General features: G+C 53.4%; 17 protein-coding genes. All 17 read right to left on the bottom strand.

All coding sequences use genetic code 11. The annotated features are described in order from the left end of the window. Window positions 1-59 precede the first annotated feature (59 nt). The 17 genes from phoU to rsmG all read right to left on the bottom strand — a co-directional run bounded on the left by phoU (window position 60) and on the right by rsmG (window position 16,657). The gene (gene phoU, locus ACMGGQ_RS21005; protein ID WP_008500182.1) at window positions 60-785 is read right to left on the bottom strand and encodes a phosphate signaling complex protein PhoU; all 726 of its coding nucleotides are present in this window, start codon (window positions 783-785) and stop codon (window positions 60-62) included. A 26-nt stretch (window positions 786-811) separates the two neighbouring features. Continuing rightward, a complete protein-coding gene (gene pstB / locus ACMGGQ_RS21000) occupies window positions 812-1,585 on the bottom strand; it encodes a phosphate ABC transporter ATP-binding protein PstB (protein ID WP_008500183.1) in 774 nt (257 codons plus the stop codon). Between the two features lie 47 nt (window positions 1,586-1,632). Then, on the bottom strand, window positions 1,633-2,523 hold the full coding sequence (gene pstA, locus ACMGGQ_RS20995) for a phosphate ABC transporter permease PstA (RefSeq protein ID WP_024907882.1): 891 nt from the start codon (window positions 2,521-2,523) through the stop codon (window positions 1,633-1,635). Continuing rightward, window positions 2,523-3,482, bottom strand: coding sequence for a phosphate ABC transporter permease PstC (pstC, locus tag ACMGGQ_RS20990; RefSeq protein ID WP_023309793.1), 960 nt, complete (start codon window positions 3,480-3,482; stop codon window positions 2,523-2,525). Before pstC ends, pstA begins: the two co-directional genes overlap by 1 nt. A 126-nt stretch (window positions 3,483-3,608) precedes the next feature. Beyond that, window positions 3,609-4,649: a phosphate ABC transporter substrate-binding protein PstS gene (gene pstS / locus ACMGGQ_RS20985; RefSeq protein WP_032675678.1), complete on the bottom strand. Its 1,041-nt coding sequence runs from the start codon at window positions 4,647-4,649 to the stop codon at window positions 3,609-3,611. 321 nt (window positions 4,650-4,970) lie between these two features. Beyond that, window positions 4,971-6,800 carry a glutamine--fructose-6-phosphate transaminase (isomerizing) gene (glmS, locus tag ACMGGQ_RS20980; protein ID WP_008500188.1) on the bottom strand — a complete coding sequence of 610 codons (1,830 nt, stop codon included), beginning with the start codon at window positions 6,798-6,800 and terminating at the stop codon, window positions 4,971-4,973. A 224-nt stretch (window positions 6,801-7,024) separates the two neighbouring features. Next, complete coding sequence (glmU, locus tag ACMGGQ_RS20975; RefSeq protein ID WP_045909356.1) at window positions 7,025-8,395, bottom strand: bifunctional UDP-N-acetylglucosamine diphosphorylase/glucosamine-1-phosphate N-acetyltransferase GlmU; 1,371 nt, start codon at window positions 8,393-8,395, stop codon at window positions 7,025-7,027. Window positions 8,396-8,533: 138 nt separating this feature from the next. After that, complete coding sequence (locus ACMGGQ_RS20970) at window positions 8,534-8,953, bottom strand: F0F1 ATP synthase subunit epsilon (RefSeq protein ID WP_003862360.1); 420 nt, start codon at window positions 8,951-8,953, stop codon at window positions 8,534-8,536. A gap of 20 nt (window positions 8,954-8,973) precedes the next feature. Further along, the gene (gene atpD / locus ACMGGQ_RS20965; RefSeq protein WP_003862362.1) at window positions 8,974-10,356 is read right to left on the bottom strand and encodes a F0F1 ATP synthase subunit beta; all 1,383 of its coding nucleotides are present in this window, start codon (window positions 10,354-10,356) and stop codon (window positions 8,974-8,976) included. A 31-nt stretch (window positions 10,357-10,387) separates the two neighbouring features. Next, window positions 10,388-11,251, bottom strand: a complete 864-nt coding sequence (gene atpG, locus ACMGGQ_RS20960) for a F0F1 ATP synthase subunit gamma (protein ID WP_024907886.1) — start codon at window positions 11,249-11,251, stop codon at window positions 10,388-10,390. A gap of 51 nt (window positions 11,252-11,302) precedes the next feature. After that, the gene (gene atpA / locus ACMGGQ_RS20955; protein ID WP_003862367.1) at window positions 11,303-12,844 is read right to left on the bottom strand and encodes a F0F1 ATP synthase subunit alpha; all 1,542 of its coding nucleotides are present in this window, start codon (window positions 12,842-12,844) and stop codon (window positions 11,303-11,305) included. Between the two features lie 12 nt (window positions 12,845-12,856). Further along, on the bottom strand, window positions 12,857-13,390 hold the full coding sequence (gene atpH / locus ACMGGQ_RS20950; RefSeq protein WP_008500192.1) for a F0F1 ATP synthase subunit delta: 534 nt from the start codon (window positions 13,388-13,390) through the stop codon (window positions 12,857-12,859). Window positions 13,391-13,404: 14 nt separating this feature from the next. Beyond that, window positions 13,405-13,875, bottom strand: a complete 471-nt coding sequence (gene atpF / locus ACMGGQ_RS20945) for a F0F1 ATP synthase subunit B (protein WP_003862370.1) — start codon at window positions 13,873-13,875, stop codon at window positions 13,405-13,407. A 48-nt stretch (window positions 13,876-13,923) separates the two neighbouring features. After that, window positions 13,924-14,163, bottom strand: coding sequence for a F0F1 ATP synthase subunit C (gene atpE / locus ACMGGQ_RS20940; RefSeq protein WP_000429386.1), 240 nt, complete (start codon window positions 14,161-14,163; stop codon window positions 13,924-13,926). Window positions 14,164-14,212: 49 nt separating this feature from the next. After that, a complete protein-coding gene (gene atpB / locus ACMGGQ_RS20935; RefSeq protein WP_008500193.1) occupies window positions 14,213-15,028 on the bottom strand; it encodes a F0F1 ATP synthase subunit A in 816 nt (271 codons plus the stop codon). A gap of 8 nt (window positions 15,029-15,036) precedes the next feature. After that, a complete protein-coding gene (gene atpI, locus ACMGGQ_RS20930) occupies window positions 15,037-15,417 on the bottom strand; it encodes a F0F1 ATP synthase subunit I (protein WP_008500194.1) in 381 nt (126 codons plus the stop codon). A 616-nt stretch (window positions 15,418-16,033) separates the two neighbouring features. After that, on the bottom strand, window positions 16,034-16,657 hold the full coding sequence (rsmG, locus tag ACMGGQ_RS20925) for a 16S rRNA (guanine(527)-N(7))-methyltransferase RsmG (protein ID WP_045909355.1): 624 nt from the start codon (window positions 16,655-16,657) through the stop codon (window positions 16,034-16,036). Between the last annotated feature and the right edge of the window lie 77 nt (window positions 16,658-16,734).

Raw genomic sequence — 16,734 nt, 5'->3', positions numbered from 1 at the left:
GTGATTACTATAGAAATAATAACGCCGGTAAGTACCGGCGTTATTATCAGATGACAGGATTACTCTTTCGGATCTTTACCCGCCAGAAGCTTGTCCAGCTCGTCGCCGCCCACGTGACGGAAGTCCTGACCCTTCACGAAGTAGAAAATGTACTCGCAGATGTTCTGGCAGCGGTCGCCGATACGCTCGATGGAGCGCGCGCAGAACAGAGCCGTCAGTACGCTTGGGATCGTTCGGGAATCTTCCATCATGTAGGTCATCAGCTGACGCACGATGCCTTCATACTCCTGATCGACCTTCTTATCTTCACGGTAGATACGCACCGCTTCGTCCAGATCCATACGTGCAAAGGCATCCAGCACGTCGTGCAGCATCTGCACGGTGTGACGGCCCAGCGACTCCAGGCTGACCAGCAGCGGCTGATGCTGCTGAGAGAACTTCTCCAGCGCGGTACGGCAGATTTTATCCGCAACGTCGCCGATACGTTCCAGCTCGGCGATGGTTTTGATGATCGCCATCACCAGACGCAGGTCGCTCGCCGTCGGCTGACGCTTCGCGATAATGCGCACGCAGGCCTCGTCGATAGCCACTTCCATCATGTTGACGTTTTTGTCGCCTTCAATGACGCGCTTCGCCAGCTCGCTGTCCTGGTTGTGCATCGCCGTAATCGCATCAGAAAGCTGCTGCTCGACCATGCCGCCCATGGTCATCACCTGGGTGCGAATGCTTTCCAGCTCTGCGTTGAACTGGCCGGAAATGTGTTTATTAAGATTGAGGTTGTCCATGGTTTCTCCACATGCACTAAGGCAAATCAACCGTAGCGGCCAGTAATATAATCTTCGGTTTGTTTCTTCGCGGGCTTAGTGAACAGATCGTCCGTGTTACTGAACTCAATCAATTCACCCAGGTACATAAACGCCGTGTGATCGGAACAACGTGCAGCCTGCTGCATGTTGTGGGTCACGATAACCACGGTGTAATCCTGCTTCAGCTCGGTGATCAGTTCTTCAATACGACCGGTTGAAATCGGGTCCAGCGCTGAACACGGCTCATCCAGCAGCAACACTTCCGGGCGAATCGCAATACCGCGCGCAATGCACAGACGCTGCTGCTGACCACCGGAGAGAGAGTACCCGCTCTGGTGCAACTTATCTTTGGTTTCGTTCCATAATGCGGCCTTGGTCAAAGCCCACTGCACGCGCTCATCCATATCGGCACGGGAGAGCTTTTCAAACAGGCGAACGCCAAAGGCGATGTTGTCATAAATGGACATCGGGAACGGCGTGGGTTTCTGGAACACCATCCCCACTTTCGCACGCAGCAGGGCAATATCCTGAGCCTGGGTCAGAATGTTTTCACCATCGAGGATGATTTCCCCTTCAGCGCGCTGCTCCGGATAGAGCGAATACATTTTGTTAAAGGTACGCAGCAGCGTGGATTTACCACAGCCGGACGGACCGATAAATGCCGTGACCTGGTTCTTTGCGATATCCAGGTTGATGTTCTTCAGGGCATGGAATTTGCCGTAGTAGAAGTTCAAATCACGAACCTGAATCTTACCCGGGGCAGTATCAACCATACTCATTGACTCATTTCCTCATTCGGCGCCGCGATCTGCCGCGCCGTAAAAAATTAACCGTGTTTCTTCTTCGCGAAAATGACGCGCGCCAGAATGTTCAGCAACAGTACGCAAAGGGTAATGATCAGCACCCCGGCCCAGGCCAGCTGCTGCCATTCCGCGAAGGGGCTCATCGCAAATTTAAAGATCGTCACCGGCAGGTTGGCGATCGGCTGCATCATGTCCGTGCTCCAGAACTGGTTGGAGAGGGACGTAAACAGCAGCGGTGCCGTTTCACCCGCGATACGCGCCACCGCCAGCAGGATACCGGTCATGATCCCGGAGACCGACGCCTTCAGCGTAATCGCAGAGATCATCTTCCATTTCGGCGTACCCAGCGCGTAAGCCGCTTCACGCAGGCTGTCCGGCACCAGTTTCAGCATGTTCTCGGTGGTTCGAATCACAATCGGCACCTGCAGCAGCGCCAGCGCAATGACGCCCGCCCAGCCGGAGAAGTGTTCCATCTGCGCCACCACCACGGTGTAAACGAACAGACCCACGACGATAGACGGGGCTGACAACAAAATGTCGTTAATGAAGCGAATCACTTCCGCCAGCCAGGATTTACGGCCGTATTCTGCCAGGTAGATCCCCGCCATGATGCCCAGCGGCGTGCCGAAGACCGTCGCCCAGAGGATCAGCAGTCCGCTGCCCGCCAGGGCATTCGCCAGGCCACCACCCGCCGTGTTCGGCGGCGGCGTCATTTCGGTGAACAGCGACAGTGACATTCCGTCAATCCCGCGAACGACCGTCGAGAAGAGGATCCAGACCAGCCAGAACAGGCCGAATGCCATCGTCGCCATAGAGAGCGTCAGGGCAATGCGGTTTTTCATGCGGCGTCTGGCCTGCATTTTGCGGCGGGATTCCGCCAGTTCAGCAGTTGCTTGCATTTCGAGAGTGGCCATTAGCGTGCTCCCTCATTTTTAGCGAGACGCATAATCATCAGTTTGGAAATCGCCAGAACAATGAAGGTAATAACGAACAGAATCAGACCCAGCTCCATCAGCGCCGCGACGTGCAGACCCGATTCCGCTTCCGCAAATTCATTCGCCAGCGCAGAGGTAATACTGTTACCCGGCATATAGAGCGACGCGCTGTCGAGCTGGTAGGTGTTACCGATGATAAAGGTGACCGCCATGGTTTCACCCAGCGCGCGACCTAAGCCCAGCATCACGCCCCCGATCACCCCATTTTTGGTGAACGGAAGGACAATGCGCCAGATCACTTCCCAGGTGGTGCAGCCGATACCGTAGGCCGACTCTTTCATCATCACCGGCGTTTGTTCGAAGACATCGCGCATAACCGCCGCAATGTACGGAATAATCATGATGGCGAGGATCACGCCAGCCGCCAGAATGCCGATACCGAAAGCCGGGCCAGAGAACAGGGCCCCCACAAACGGAATGGCAGAGAGGACGTTACCCACCGGTTCCTGGAAGTACGTGGCGAACAGCGGCGCAAAGATGAACAGGCCCCACATGCCGTAGACGATACTCGGAATAGCTGCCAGCAGTTCGATGGCGATCCCCAGCGGACGACGCAGCCAGCCCGGCGCCAGCTCCGTCAGGAACAGGGCAATACCAAAGCTTACCGGAACCGCAATCAGCAGGGCGATGAACGAGGTCACCAGCGTGCCGTAAATTGGCACCAGGGCACCGTAGATGTCGTTCGGCGCGTCCCACTCTTTGGTCCACAGGAAGGAGAAACCGAATTTCTGGATGCTCGGCCAGGAGGAGAAAATCAGAGACACGATAATGCCGCCCAGCAGCAATAGCACAATCAGCGCAGCCAGTTTGACCAGCGCGCTGAAAATCATGTCACCTTTTTTACCCGGAGGGTTAAATGCAGGCTTGGTTGCAGCCATAAATTACTCTTCTGTTAAACGCGTTTACGAAATCGCCGGGTGGCGCTTGCGCTTACCCGGCCTACAGTCGGAACCGTAGGGCGGGTAAGCGCAAGCGCCACCCGCCATTTTCGTCAGAATGCTAAATTAATACAATGCTTTACCGCTGCTGTCTTTTACGTTGGTTTTCCATGCAGCGCGAATCTGCTCAACCACGTTGTCCGGCAGGGTGGCGTAATCCAGAGCGTTAGCCTGTTTGCCGCCGTTTTTGTATGCCCAGTCGAAGAACTTCAGCACTTCAGCGCCCTGCTCAGGTTTCTTCTGCTCTTTGTGCACCAGGATGAAGGTGGTAGAGGTGATTGGCCATGCACCTTCGCCCTTCTGGTTAGTCAGATCCTGCGCGAAGGATTTGCTCCAGTCAGCGCCTTTGGCGGCGTTAGCAAAGTTCTCTTCGGTCGGGCTAACCGGTTTGCCGTCGGCAGAAACCAGTTTGGTGTAGGACAGGTTGTTCTGCTTCGCGTACGCGTACTCTACGTAGCCGATGGAGCCAGGCAGACGCTGTACGAACGCGGCGATACCGTCGTTACCTTTACCGCCCAGACCGGTAGGCCAGTTAACGGTAGAGCCGGAGCCGACTTTAGATTTCCACTCTTCGTTCACTTTCGCCAGGTAGCTGGTGAACACGAAAGAGGTACCGGAACCATCCGCGCGGCGAACCACGGCGATGTTCTGAGAAGGCAGCTTCAGGCCTGGGTTGAGCTTAGCGATCGCTTCGTCATCCCATTTTTTGATGTTGCCCAAGTAGATGTCACCCAGCGTTTTGCCGTCCAGCACCAGCTCGCCCGACTTCACGCCCGGCAGGTTGATGGCCAGAACCACGCCACCGATCACGGTAGGGAACTGGAACAGGCCTTCCTGAGCCAGTTTGTCATCTGACAGCGGAGCGTCAGACGCGCCGAAATCAACCGTGTTCGCGGTAATTTGTTTCACGCCACCGGAGGAGCCGATACCCTGATAGTTAACCTTGTTACCGGTTTCTTTCTGGTAGGTATCCGCCCATTTGGCATACACCGGCGCAGGGAAGGTTGCACCAGCGCCAGTCAGGCTTGCTTCTGCAAATACAGAGAACGCGCTCAGAGATAAGGTCGCGGCGACAACAGTTGCGACAGTGGTACGCATAACTTTCATAATGTCTCCTGCAAGATTTTCGTAAATCGTTGTTTAGTGGCTACGATGAGCAAAATAGGACAAACAGGTGACAGATAAATGTACGAATTATGACAGTTTTATGACAATGAAAATTTAACTTAAAATTAAACAAAATAAAGCTTAATTTTCATCGCGTTAGCCACTTTTATGACAGGTTGTTTTCAGAAATATTTTCTTTATGTGACACAGAAAAAAGTAGCTGAAGATGACAAATTGTCATTATTAAAAATGAGAAAGGATTGATGAAAAACAAACCAGGCAGGATAAAAAAGCTCCACCCGAAGGTGGAGCCTGAAGGGTTTATTCTACAGTGACCGATTTCGCCAGGTTACGCGGCTGGTCGACGTCGGTGCCTTTGATTAGCGCCACGTGGTAAGCCAGCAGCTGCAGCGGAACGGTGTAGAAGATCGGTGCAATCACCTCTTCCACATGCGGCATCTCGATGATGTGCATGTTGTCGCTGCTGGCGAAACCGGCATCTTTGTCGGCGAAGACGTACAGGACACCACCGCGGGCGCGCACTTCTTCGATGTTAGATTTCAGTTTTTCCAGCAGTTCGTTGTTGGGTGCCACAACGATGACCGGCATATCGGCGTCAATCAGCGCCAGCGGGCCGTGTTTCAGTTCGCCTGCCGCATACGCTTCAGCGTGAATATAGGAGATCTCTTTCAGCTTCAGCGCGCCTTCCAGCGCAATCGGATACTGATCGCCACGACCCAGGAACAGGGCGTGATGCTTGTCAGAGAAATCTTCCGCCAGGGCTTCAATGCGTTTGTCCTGAGACAGCATCTGCTCAATACGGCTCGGCAGCGCCTGCAGACCATGAACGATGTCATGCTCAACGGAAGCATCTTCGCCTTTCAGGCGTGCCAGCTTCGCCACCAGCATCAGCAGAACGGTCAGCTGAGTGGTAAACGCTTTAGTGGAGGCCACGCCGATTTCGGTACCCGCTTTGGTCATCAGCGCCAGATCGGATTCACGCACCAGGGAAGAGCCCGGGACGTTACAGATGGCCAGAGAGCCCAGGTAACCCAGCTCTTTAGACAGTCGCAGCGCAGCCAGGGTATCCGCCGTTTCACCAGACTGGGAAAGGGTGATCATCAGGCTGTTACGACGCACCGCAGATTTGCGATAGCGGAATTCAGACGCAATTTCCACATCACACGGCACGCCCGCCAGGGATTCAAACCAGTAGCGAGAGACCATACCGGAGTTGTAGGAGGTGCCGCAGGCCACGATCTGAATGTGCTCAACCTTGCTGAGCAGTTCATTCGCATTTGCACCCAGCTCGCTCAGATCCACTTCACCGTGGCTGATGCGCCCGGTCAGGGTGTTTTTGATGGCGTTTGGCTGCTCGTAAATCTCTTTCTGCATGTAGTGACGGTAAGCGCCTTTGTCGCCCGCGTCGTACTGCAGGTTAGATTCGATCTCCTGGCGCTTCACCTGCTCGCCTTTGGTATCGAACACGGTCACGCTGCGGCGAGTCACTTCGGCGATATCCCCCTCTTCCAGGAAGATAAAGCGGCGGGTGACCGGCAGGAGCGCCAGCTGGTCAGAGGCGATAAAGTTTTCACCCATGCCCAGACCGATAACCATCGGGCTACCGGAACGCGCGGCCAGCAGCGTGGACGGATCGCGGGAATCCATGATCACCGTACCGTACGCACCGCGCAGCTGAGGGATAGCACGCAGCACCGCATCACGCAGTGTGCCGCCCTGCTCCAGCTCCCAGTGCACCAGGTGAGCAATCACTTCGGTGTCCGTTTCAGAGACGAAGGTGTAGCCGCGCGCTTTCAGTGCTTCGCGCAGCGGTTCGTGGTTTTCGATAATGCCGTTGTGCACAACCACGATGTGTTCAGACACATGCGGGTGCGCGTTGCCTTCAGACGGTTCGCCGTGCGTCGCCCAGCGGGTATGCGCAATACCGGTTCCCCCGTGCAGCGGATGTTCTTCCGCGGCCTGGGCCAGCATCTGCACTTTACCGAGACGACGCAGACGGGTCATATGACCTTCTGCATCGACGACAGCCAGACCGGCAGAGTCGTAACCACGGTATTCCAGACGACGTAAACCTTCGAGAAGGATTTCAGCAATATCACGCTGCGCAACTGCGCCAACAATTCCACACATAATTTATATTCCGAATTTAGGCATTATGCCTGCGTTGTCGCTGACCTGTATTTGCCCTTTCCGGGCGCCCCGAGCCTTGTAGAGAGTGGGGTTATTGTTATGGGTACTGCTTGTGGGGGGAGATATATATTTATCTCCTCTCCCGGGTTTGCCTGATGACGGCTACGCCTTATCAGGCCTACTCAATCGTAGGGCGGGTAAGCGTAGCGCCACCCGCCTTGTTGTTACTTTTTCTTCACCGGGCGTTTCCAGCCCTGCTTGCTGACCTGCGGAACGCGGCTTAATACCAGCTCGTTCTCGGCCACATCGCGCGTTACGGTTGTTCCAGCGGCAATAGTCACCCCGTTACCCACGGTAACAGGCGCCACCAACTGCGTATCGGAGCCAACGAACACGTCATCACCAATGATCGTTTTAAACTTATTAGCGCCGTCATAGTTACAGGTAATCGTCCCTGCACCAATATTCACGTTATTGCCAATTTCCGCGTCGCCCAGATAGGTCAGATGACCGGCTTTAGAGCCTTTACCCAGACGCGCTTTTTTCATCTCCACGAAGTTACCCACGTGAGCGCCTTCCAGCAGCTCAGCACCCGGGCGCAGGCGCGCAAACGGGCCGATAGTACAGGCCACGTCCAGACGGGCATCTTCCACCACGCTGTACGGGCTGATTTCGCAGTCGTCACCGATGATGCTGTTTTTGATCACGCAGCCGGCGCCAATTTTGACGCGGTTGCCCAGCGTCACGTTACCTTCGAGGATAACGTTAGTATCAATCTCAACGTCACGCCCGTGAGATAATGAGCCACGCAGATCGAAACGCGCCGGATCGCGCAGCATCACGCCTGCCAGCAGCAGTTTTTCAGCCTGTTCGGACTGATAAACACGCTCAAGGCGGGAAAGCTGAAGACGGTTATTCACCCCTTCGGTTTCGCTGATGCGTGCCGGATGGACCGCCGCAATCTCGCGCCCTTCGTGGTACGCCATCGCAATAATGTCGGTGATGTAGTATTCACCCTGCGCATTGTTGTTATTGAGTTTCGACAGCCAGCGCTTCATATCCGCGCCATTGGCAATCAGGATCCCCGTGTTGATCTCCTGAATCTGACGCTGCGCCTCACTGGCATCTTTATGCTCAACAATACCCGTAACGTTGCCGTTATCACGGGTGATACGACCATAACCGGTTGGATCGTCCAGCACGACGGTTAATAAACCGATGCCGCCCTGCGGTTTGGCTTCACGCAGGCGAGTCAGTGTTTCAACAGAGATCAGCGGGACATCGCCGTAGAGCATCAAAATGTCTTCGTCATCCGCAAAGAAGGGCGCTGCCTGCTGCATGGCATGGCCTGTACCCAACTGTTCAGCCTGAAGCACCCAGTTGAGCTTGTCGTCGCTCAGCGTCTTTTTAAGCAGATCGCCGCCGTGGCCGTAGACCAGGTGAACCTGATTAGCACCCAGTTCATTCGCTGCATCAATGACATGCTGCACCATTGGCTTTCCTGCAAGCGTGTGAAGCACTTTAGGCAGGTCGGAATACATGCGGGTCCCTTTGCCTGCGGCAAGGATCACCACGCTCATCGCACTGTTTGACATACGCATCCTGACGGTAGTTTGAGTGAGAAGTAAAAACGTTTGATGCTTAAAATTCTACATCTTTTTCAGCATGAATTAAGGCCGAAAAAAAAAGCCAGCCTGGTATCCAGACTGGCTTTTGTGCTTTTCAAGCCGGTGTTACATCGCTTTTTTGGTCAACTCGATAACGCGCAGTTTCGCGATCGCTTTGGCCAGCTCCGCAGACGCCTGAGCGTAATCCACGTCACCATGAGAGCTGTTAATGTGCTCTTCAGCCTTACGCTTCGACTCCAGGGCTCGCGCTTCGTCGAGATCCTGGCCACGAATAGCGGTATCGGCCAGAACGGTCACACTGCCAGGCTGCACTTCAAGAATGCCGCCGGACAGATAGATAAACTCTTCGTGACCGAACTGTTTAACGATGCGGATCATACCAGGCTTAATGGCGGTGAGCAGCGGTGCGTGACCCGGGAAAATACCCAGTTCACCTTCACTACCCGTTACCTGGATTTTCTCGACCAGACCAGAGAACATTTGTTGCTCTGCGCTGACGACGTCCAGGTGGTAAGTCATTGCCATATCACCCTCCGATTAAGGCGTTAAAGTTTTTTGGCTTTTTCCACAGCTTCTTCGATGGAACCAACCATGTAGAACGCCTGCTCTGGCAGGTGATCGTATTCGCCTTCCATGATGCCTTTAAAGCCACGGATGGTGTCTTTCAGGGAAACGTATTTACCTGGAGAACCGGTGAATACTTCCGCAACGAAGAACGGCTGGGACAGGAAGCGCTGGATCTTACGCGCACGTGCTACCACCAGTTTGTCTTCTTCAGACAGTTCATCCATACCCAGGATGGCGATGATGTCTTTCAGTTCCTGGTAACGCTGCAGCAGGGACTGTACGCCACGCGCGGTGTCGTAGTGTTCCTGACCAACAACCAGTGGATCCAGCTGACGGCTGGTGGAGTCCAGCGGGTCAACGGCCGGGTAGATACCCAGAGACGCGATCTGACGGCTCAGTACCACGGTTGCATCTAAGTGCGCAAAGGTGGTGGCTGGTGATGGGTCAGTCAAGTCATCCGCAGGTACGTATACCGCCTGAACGGAGGTGATAGAACCGGTTTTGGTAGAGGTGATACGTTCCTGAAGAACACCCATCTCTTCCGCCAGCGTAGGCTGATAACCTACCGCTGAAGGCATACGACCCAGCAGAGCAGATACTTCAGTACCGGCCAGGGTGTAACGATAGATGTTATCAACGAACAGCAGAACGTCACGACCTTCGTCACGGAACTTCTCAGCCATCGTCAGGCCGGTCAGCGCAACGCGCAGACGGTTTCCAGGTGGCTCGTTCATCTGACCGTAAACCAGGGATACTTTGTCCAGAACGTTGGAGTCGGTCATTTCGTGGTAGAAGTCGTTACCCTCACGAGTACGTTCACCTACGCCCGCAAACACAGAGTAACCGGAGTGCTCGATCGCGATGTTACGGATCAGCTCCATCATGTTTACGGTTTTACCTACACCCGCACCACCGAACAGACCAACTTTACCGCCCTTCGCGAACGGACACATCAGGTCGATAACTTTGATACCGGTTTCCAGCAGTTCCTGAGAGCTGGACAGCTCTTCGTAGGAAGGTGCCGCGCGGTGGATAGCCCAACGCTCTTCTTCACCGATGTCGCCTTTCATGTCGATTGGCTGACCCAATACGTTCATGATACGACCCAGTGTAGCTTTACCTACCGGGACTTCGATCGGGTGCTCAAGGTCTTTTACTTCCAGACCACGACGCAGACCGTCGGAAGAACCCATCGCGATGGTACGCACGATACCGCCGCCGAGCTGCTGCTGAACTTCCAGCACCAGGCTCTCGTTACCATTCTGTACCTCAAGCGCGTCGTACACGCGTGGTACGGCGTCCTGAGGGAACTCGACGTCCACCACGGCGCCGATTACCTGGACAATCTTTCCAGTAGCCATCTTGAATCCTCTACGTAATTCGTAAACCTGGTTAAACCGCGGCGGCCCCCGAGACGATCTCGGTGAGTTCCTGAGTAATGCTGGCCTGACGAGCTTTGTTGTAAACCAACTGCAGCTCTTTAATCAGGCTGCCGCCATTATCGGTCGCGGCTTTCATCGCCACCATTCGTGCGGCCTGCTCGCTGGCCAGGTTTTCTACAACGCCCTGATAAACCTGAGATTCAACGTAACGACGCAGCAGGGTATCCAGCAGCGGTTTCGGATCGGGTTCATACAGGTAATCCCAGGTTTTTTGCTTCAGCTCGCCATCTTCTGATGCCGGTAACGGCAGCATCTGAGTGAGCGTTGGAACCTGAGACATGGTGTTAATGAATTTGTTGCTGACAACGTACAGTCTGTCCAGACGGCCTTCATCATAAGCCTGCAACATCACTTTAACCGGGCCGATCAGTTCGGACAGGGACGGGTTATCACCCATACCGGTCACCTGAGCGACAATGTTGCCACCAACGGAATTAAAGAAAGAGACGCCTTTAGAGCCGATCATTGCGATATCGCACTGAACGCCTTTTTCAGACCATGCTTTCATATCCGCCAGCAGTTTTTTGAACAGGTTAATGTTCAAGCCGCCACACAGACCACGGTCGGTCGACACCACCAGGTAGCCCACGCGCTTAACGTCGCGTTCTTCCAGGTAAGGGTGCTTATATTCCAGATTACCGTTTGCAAGGTGACCAATCACTTTGCGCATGGTTTCTGCATAAGGACGGCTGGCCGCCATGCGATCCTGCGATTTACGCATTTTGGAAGCGGCGACCATCTCCATCGCTTTAGTGATCTTTTGCGTGTTCTGGACGCTTGCGATCTTACTACGTATCTCTTTTGCGCCGGCCATGAGCTTCTCCTCAATGCCAGGCGGCTTGTCCTGAGACAAGCCGCCGGACGATTACCAGGATTGGGTTGCTTTGAAGGAATCGAGGATAGCTTTCAGCTTGCCTTCGATTTCGTCGTTATAGCCACCGGTCTGGTTGATCTCTTGCATCAGCGGAGCGTGATCACGGTCGACGTAAGCCAGCAGAGCGGCTTCGAAGCTACCGATTTTCGCCAGTTCCACATCTTCGAGGTAACCGCGTTCAGCCGCGAACAGAACCAGGCCCTGCTGAGCAACAGACATTGGTGCGTACTGTTTCTGCTTCAGCAGCTCGGTCACTTTCTGACCGTGGCTCAGCTGTTTACGGGTTGCTTCGTCCAGATCGGATGCGAACTGAGAGAACGCAGCCAGTTCACGATACTGTGCCAGCGCGGTACGGATACCACCGGACAGTTTCTTGATGATCTTGGTCTGAGCAGCACCACCAACACGGGATACGGAGATACCCGGGTTAACTGCCGGACGAATACCGGAGTTAAACAGGTTGGTTTCCAGGAAGATCTGACCATCGGTAATGGAGATTACGTTGGTCGGAACGAACGCAGAAACGTCACCCGCCTGGGTTTCAATGATCGGCAGAGCGGTCAGAGAGCCCGTTTTACCCTTCACTTCACCTTTGGTGAAGTTCTCGACGTATTCCGCGTTAACGCGAGAAGCACGCTCCAGCAGACGAGAGTGGAGGTAAAATACGTCGCCAGGGAACGCTTCACGTCCAGGTGGACGACGGAGCAGCAGGGAAACCTGACGATAAGCAACAGCCTGTTTAGACAGGTCATCGTATACGATCAGCGCATCTTCACCGCGGTCACGGAAGTATTCGCCCATTGCGCAACCGGCGTATGGCGCCAGGTATTGCAGTGCAGCAGATTCAGACGCGGTCGCCACCACAACGATGGTGTTAGACAGTGCGCCGTGCTCTTCCAGTTTACGAACCACGTTGGAAATGGTGGACGCTTTCTGGCCGATGGCCACGTACACACATTTGATGCCGGAGTCACGCTGGTTGATGATGGCGTCGATAGCCATCGCGGTTTTACCGGTCTGACGGTCACCGATGATCAGTTCACGCTGACCACGACCGATTGGGATCATGGCATCAACGGACTTATAACCTGTCTGAACAGGCTGATCTACGGACTGACGGTCGATAACGCCCGGTGCGATAACTTCGATTGGGGAGAAGCCATCGTGCTCAACCGGACCTTTACCGTCGATTGGCGCACCCAGGGTGTTAACAACGCGACCCAGCAGGCCACGGCCAACCGGCACTTCCAGAATACGGCCAGTACACTTAACCTTCATGCCTTCGGCGAGGTCAGCGTATGGACCCATCACAACTGCACCAACGGAGTCGCGCTCCAGGTTCAGTGCGATAGCGTAACGGTTACCCGGCAGGGAAATCATCTCACCCTGCATACAATCGGCCAGGCCGTGGATGCGGATAACACCGTCACTTACAGAAACAATAGTACCTTCGTTGTGAGCTTCACTCACAACATTGAACTGAGCAATGCGCTGCTTGATCAGTTCGCTGATTTCGGTGGAATTCAGTTGCATGCTCCAGTCCCCTTAAGACTGCAAGACGTCTGCAAGGCGCTCAAGACGGCCGCGTACGCTGCCATCAATGACCATATCACCCGAGCGGATGATTACGCCTGCCATTACAGACTTATCGATTTTGCAATTCAGCTTAACTTTGCGTGACAGACGTTTTTCCATCGCGGCGGTAATTTTCGCAAGCTGTTCGTCACTCAGTTCAGTCGCAGAAGTCACTTCGACTTCAGCGGTAGCTTCACTAAGGGCACGTAAGTGCTCAAACTGCTCGAGAACATCCGGGAGCACACGGAGACGACCATTCTCTGCCATCACCTTAATCAGGTTCTGGCCGTTGGCATCCAGTTGCTCTCCGCACACGGCGATAAACGACGCGGCGAGGGTTTCAGGTGCTAACGCACCGGAAAGCAACTCGGCCATTTGTTCGTTTTTCGTCACCTCAGCGGCAAACGCCAGCATATTCTGCCAGCGATCGACATTTTGGTGTTCGATAGCAAAGTCAAAAGCTGCTTTGGCGTAGGGGCGAGCTACCGTAACAAATTCAGACATCAGCCCCTCCCTCCTTACAGTTCAGCGACAAGTTTGTCCACGATGTCGCTGTTAGCAGCTTCATCCACGGAACGTTCGATGATCTTCTCGGCGCCAGCAACAGCCAGAATCGCAACCTGCTTACGCAGTTCTTCACGAGCACGTTTACGCTCAGCTTCAATTTCAGCCTGAGCCTGTGTCACGATCTTAGTACGTTCCTGTTCTGCTTCAGCTTTAGCTTCGTCCAGGATCTGCGAACGGCGTTTGTTAGCCTGTTCGATGATAACCTGAGCTTCCGCTTTCGCTTTTTTCAGCTGGTCTGTCGCGTTGGCCTGTGCAAGGTCCAAATCTTTCTTAGCGCGTTCTGCAGAAGCCAGACCGTCAGCAATTTCTTTCTGACGTTTTTCGATGGCAGCCATTAATGGCGGCCATACATACTTCATGCAGAACCAGACAAAGAGAATAAACGCGATGGCCTGGCCGAGGATTGTTGCGTTCATGTTCACAGCACAATACCTCTTTAATATCTGTGGCTTAGGGTTTTAAAACTACTACTACGCGACAGCAAACATCACGTACAGACCCAGACCTACAGCGATCATTGGGATAGCATCCACCAGACCCATAACGATAAAGAACTGAGTACGCAGCAGAGGAATCAGATCAGGTTGACGCGCAGCGCCTTCCAGGAATTTGCCCCCGAGGATGCCGATACCGATCGCAGCACCGATAGCCGCCAGACCCATCATCACAGCGGCAGCCATGTACAGCAGATCCATATTCAGGTTTTCCATGACAGTCTCCAGTTTGTTTCAATTAAAACGTAGTAGTGTTGGTAAAAAATCAGTGCTCTTCAGACGCCATCGACAGATAGACGATCGTCAGAACCATGAAGATAAAGGCTTGCAGCGTAATGATCAGGATGTGGAAAATGGCCCACGGCACATTCAGAACCCACTGTGACCACCACGGCAGAAGACCCGCGATCAGAATGAAAATCAGCTCACCCGCATACATGTTGCCGAACAGTCGCAGACCCAGTGAAACAGGTTTGGACAGCAGGCTAACGCCTTCCAGGATCAGGTTGACCGGAATAAACGCCCAGTGGTTGAACGGCTGCAAGGTAAGCTCTTTCACAAAGCCGCTTACGCCTTTCATTTTGATGCTGTAGAAAAGAATCAGGATAAACACGCCCAGCGCCATCGACAGGGTGATGTTCACGTCCGCAGACGGTACCACACGCAGTGCAGGCAGGCCGAAGATGTGCTCGCCGATAAACGGCAGCAGATCGATTGGCAGCAGGTCCATCAGGTTCATCAGGAAGACCCAAACGAACACGGTCAGCGCCAGCGGAGCAATCAGCTTGCTCTTGCCATGGTACATGTCTTTGACGCTGCCATGGACGAAGCCGATGATCATTTCGATGAAGGTCTGGAATTTCCCTGGTACACCGCTGGTCGCTCGTTTAGCAACACCGCGGAACATGGCCAGGAACAGAAGACCCAAAACCACCGAGAAGAACATGGAGTCGATGTTGATCGTCCAGAAGGTGGCCGGGGGGTTATGTGGATCCACCAGCGAGAATGTACGCAGGTCCAGCTGAAGGTTATTCAGATGGTGACCTATGTAATCCTGCGGCGTCATATTTTCTGAAGCCATGATGCCTTTTACCCTTTGTTATTGATTACAGCTGGAGCCAGAACTTGTACCACCAGCACCAAAACCCACGTTGCTATCAGCGGCATGAAGACCACTTTCAAAACCGCCAGCGCCATCACCAGTAGAGCAAAGGTCAGCAACACCTTACACACTTCGCCGAGGGCGAAGGACCAGGCCACGCGGCCTTTGGCAGGTGTATGCGCCTGATGACGCCAGGCAAAAATCATAAACAACACGTTTGGCAGCACAACCGCCAAACCCCCGCACACGGCGGAGATGCCCCAGAAGGGGTCTTTGAGGCTAAACAGCAGTCCACTTGCTATCACAGCCAGAAACTGAATGAACAGAAGCTTACGAGCAACGTTTCTACTCAAGAGCGACACAGACATCACGTTTTTACTCCTGCTCCCTTCGAGGTATGCCGCGTGTCGTATAAAACGTCCTTTAAGGCTCAGAGTCAAGCATCAAAAAGCGGTCAAATTATACGGTGCGCACCCGTGATTTCAAACATTAAGTAGCGAAAAGGTGAATAAATGTTTAAATATTTTTCCCCACCGCTATTTTTTAACTTTCGCTGAAAGCGTCAACCTTCGACCAAAACTGCAAACAGCGCGAAAACGTTGACGATAAAGCGTGCACGAGATCACAAAACACACATTTGCGATAAGGTTGTATTTATCAAAGGCGCAAATCGCGGAAATTTATCTTTATGAAATTAAACGCAAAACGTCGTAACTATTTTCAAAACAGCCCAGTACACAATAAAAACCTTTTATTGACATTCTTAATAAATAATTAACATTGCGTTCTGGTTACTGCCTTCCACTTTTAGCAGACTTATATTTTCACAGATGACTATCTTCTCGGTGAATAACAGTTACTTCGTTAACCGGAAGAAAAACCTTAGTGAAGCAGAGGTTAAAAGCTGCCCGATAAATCCCCGCTAGTTGTGCTGTTTTTTAACATGATAAGAACAGCACGAATTCCACATTTTTTATTAATTTTTTAAAAATTGTTTGGCTTAATTATCACCAGGTGACGTTCACCTTCGAGCTGAGGAATCTCTAATTTCTCAATAGACTCGACAGCAAAACCGTCCGGAAGCTGTTCAATCTCATCGCCTGGCAACTGCCCTTTCAGCGCATAAAAGCGGCCGTTCTCCGCAGGTAAGTGTTTGCACCAGCTCACCATATCGTTGAGCGACGCAAATGCGCGGCTGATAACCCCGTCAAACGGCGGCTCTGCCGGGAACTCCTCTACCCTGCTCTGCACGGGCGTGATGTTCTCAAGCTTCAGCTCATGCTGTACCTGACGTAAAAATCGCACGCGTTTGCCGAGGCTGTCCAGCAGCGTGAAATGGCTCTCAGGGCGAACAATCGACAGCGGAATACCCGGCAGACCAGGGCCCGTCCCCACGTCGATAAAGCGTTCACCTTTCAGCCAGGGGGCAACCACGATGCTGTCGAGAATGTGGCGAACGAGCATCTCGTTGGGGTCGCGAACAGACGTCAGGTTGTACGCTTTGTTCCATTTGTTCAGCATATCGACATAGGCCACCAGCTGATTTTTCTGGTGATCGGTGAGCGAAATACCTGCCTGATCCAGCAGACGAGAGAGTTTGTTGAGCACGGTGAATACCTGTTTAGAGATTTTTCGCCCGGTGGCGCTGCCGCTTACCGGGCCTACGAATAAGTAGGGCGGGTAAG

The organism is Enterobacter sp. BNK-13, assembly GCF_048685015.1.
Classification (GTDB): Bacteria; Pseudomonadota; Gammaproteobacteria; order Enterobacterales; family Enterobacteriaceae; genus Enterobacter; species Enterobacter quasiroggenkampii.
The sequence above is the reverse complement of the archived record's forward strand: the minus strand, read 5'-3'. Positions and strand labels throughout refer to the sequence as shown.

What these genes read in the sequence shown, in the direction of transcription:
- phoU (WP_008500182.1), bottom strand. Translation starts at nt 785, where the DNA reads ATGGACAACCTCAATCTTAATAAACACATTTCCGGCCAGTTCAACGCA.
- pstB (WP_008500183.1), bottom strand. Translation starts at nt 1,585, where the DNA reads ATGAGTATGGTTGATACTGCCCCGGGTAAGATTCAGGTTCGTGATTTG.
- pstA (WP_024907882.1), bottom strand. Translation starts at nt 2,523, where the DNA reads ATGGCCACTCTCGAAATGCAAGCAACTGCTGAACTGGCGGAATCCCGC.
- pstC (WP_023309793.1), bottom strand. Translation starts at nt 3,482, where the DNA reads ATGGCTGCAACCAAGCCTGCATTTAACCCTCCGGGTAAAAAAGGTGAC.
- pstS (WP_032675678.1), bottom strand. Translation starts at nt 4,649, where the DNA reads ATGAAAGTTATGCGTACCACTGTCGCAACTGTTGTCGCCGCGACCTTA.
- glmS (WP_008500188.1), bottom strand. Translation starts at nt 6,800, where the DNA reads ATGTGTGGAATTGTTGGCGCAGTTGCGCAGCGTGATATTGCTGAAATC.
- glmU (WP_045909356.1), bottom strand. Translation starts at nt 8,395, where the DNA reads ATGTCAAACAGTGCGATGAGCGTGGTGATCCTTGCCGCAGGCAAAGGG.
- ACMGGQ_RS20970 (WP_003862360.1), bottom strand. Translation starts at nt 8,953, where the DNA reads ATGGCAATGACTTACCACCTGGACGTCGTCAGCGCAGAGCAACAAATG.
- atpD (WP_003862362.1), bottom strand. Translation starts at nt 10,356, where the DNA reads ATGGCTACTGGAAAGATTGTCCAGGTAATCGGCGCCGTGGTGGACGTC.
- atpG (WP_024907886.1), bottom strand. Translation starts at nt 11,251, where the DNA reads ATGGCCGGCGCAAAAGAGATACGTAGTAAGATCGCAAGCGTCCAGAAC.
- atpA (WP_003862367.1), bottom strand. Translation starts at nt 12,844, where the DNA reads ATGCAACTGAATTCCACCGAAATCAGCGAACTGATCAAGCAGCGCATT.
- atpH (WP_008500192.1), bottom strand. Translation starts at nt 13,390, where the DNA reads ATGTCTGAATTTGTTACGGTAGCTCGCCCCTACGCCAAAGCAGCTTTT.
- atpE (WP_000429386.1), bottom strand. Translation starts at nt 14,163, where the DNA reads ATGGAAAACCTGAATATGGATCTGCTGTACATGGCTGCCGCTGTGATG.
- atpB (WP_008500193.1), bottom strand. Translation starts at nt 15,028, where the DNA reads ATGGCTTCAGAAAATATGACGCCGCAGGATTACATAGGTCACCATCTG.
- atpI (WP_008500194.1), bottom strand. Translation starts at nt 15,417, where the DNA reads ATGTCTGTGTCGCTCTTGAGTAGAAACGTTGCTCGTAAGCTTCTGTTC.